Annotated in this window: 1 protein-coding gene; it reads left to right on the top strand. The window is 62.6% G+C overall.

Features of this window, described 5'->3' with window-relative positions; translation table 11 throughout:
• Positions 1-87: 87 nt before the first annotated feature.
• Positions 88-1239, top strand: coding sequence for an IS110 family RNA-guided transposase (locus EOS_RS42980; RefSeq protein WP_047898344.1), 1152 nt, complete (start codon positions 88-90; stop codon positions 1237-1239).
• Positions 1240-1658 lie beyond the last annotated feature (419 nt).

A 1658-nucleotide genomic window follows, 5' to 3' on the forward strand; every position in this document is an offset into this window, starting at 1 on the left:
CCTAGATACTATGTAAGGGGCCAGCGAAAGTAAGCTCCCAAGAGTAAAACGAGGATTCAGACACTCGTTTTCGAAAGGAGCATGCAAATGGACGCGCCTAACACGGCCCTTCGAGGGCAAGATACAAGGATCGTCGGGCGGCTGTATGTCGCCTTCGAATTAGGTGAGAAGAGCTGGAAGCTGTCGCTGGGTGATGGGGTGCGCGCGCCGAGCCGGTGTACGGTGGCGGCCGGCGATACGACAGCGGTCCTGATGGCGATCGCCAAGGCCAGGGCGCGCTGCCACCTGGCAGCCGATGCCCCGGTTCGCAGTTGCTATGAGGCCGGGCGAGACGGCTTCTGGCTGCACCGCTGGTTGAGCGCACACGGGATAGTCAACCTGGTGGTGGATCCGGCCAGTATCGAAGTAAACCGGCGGGCACGCCGCGCGAAGACCGACCGGCTCGACAGCGACAAGCTGCTGTCGATGCTGATGCGCTACTACGGAGGTGAGCGGCGGGTGTGGGCGCTCGCACGGATCCCGACCCCTGAGCAGGAAGATGAGCGACGCGTGCATCGGGAACTCGAGCGCCTGCGGCAGGAGCGCACCGCACACAGCAACCGGATCCGCTCGCTGCTGGTGCTGCACAATCTGCGCGTCGAGCGCATCGGTGGGCGCGCGTGGGCGCACTGGTGGGCCCAGCAGGCGGGGCAACTGTTGCCGGGTTTGCGCACCGAGATTGAACGCGAGTTCGAGCGGCTGTCACTTGTTGCCAGGCAGATCAGGACGCTTGAAGCGCAGCAAAAGCAACAGGTTCGCAGCGGCGCACAACCCGTGATCGCGGTGCTGTCACGGCTCGCGGGTATCGGCACCGGAAGTGCGTGGACCCTGGTCAAGGAACTGTTCGGCTGGCGACAGTTTCATAACCGCCGTGAAGTCGCCGGCTGCCTGGGCCTGGCGCCTACGCCTTACGCGAGCGGCACCAGTGAGGTCGAGCAGGGTATCAGCAAGGCCGGCAACAAACGGGTCCGATGGCTGATGGTCGAACTCGCGTGGAGCTGGCTGCGCTTCCAGCCGGGCAGCCAGCTGAGCCAGTGGTTCAACGAGCGCTTCGCGGGAGGCGGCAAGCGCATGCGACGCATCGGCATAGTGGCGCTTGCGCGCCGTCTGTCGATCGCCTTGTGGCGCTATCTGGAACAGGGTGAGATTCCGCGCGGGGCAACACTCAAGCCACCCGGCGGCAACACGGTTGCGAGCTGAGCGGCGAATATCGATCGACGACAGGGCTTGAAGGTCAGCGCGCCCGGACAGTAGTAGGGTTGCCCGGCGGGTAATCGTAGTTCTAGATGGGGCGCGTCGGTAACGGAGTGGTTCCAGCGCTGTGCGCATGTGGTATGAGGTGACCGGCCTGGCGCCGGCACGGATAGAAGTTAGTCCGGGGGCGGTTGCCCGGACATCAAACACTCCGACCTAAGTCGTTTTGAAGTTTGGTTTTATCAAAAGGACTCCGAATATGAATTAGACACCCTTTCGCGTGCAAGTTGTCCACCGCCGGCCAGCGTCGTGGTCGTGACAGGCGACCCCGCTGGTCGACCGTGGACAACTTGCAGCACCCTTAAAGGAGATAACTGACATACGGAAAACAGATCACCAAGGGCTTGACTTTCAATGCCCCATAG

Origin of the sequence: Caballeronia mineralivorans PML1(12), from assembly GCF_001028175.1 — a bacterium.
Taxonomy (GTDB): Bacteria; Pseudomonadota; Gammaproteobacteria; order Burkholderiales; family Burkholderiaceae; genus Caballeronia; species Caballeronia mineralivorans.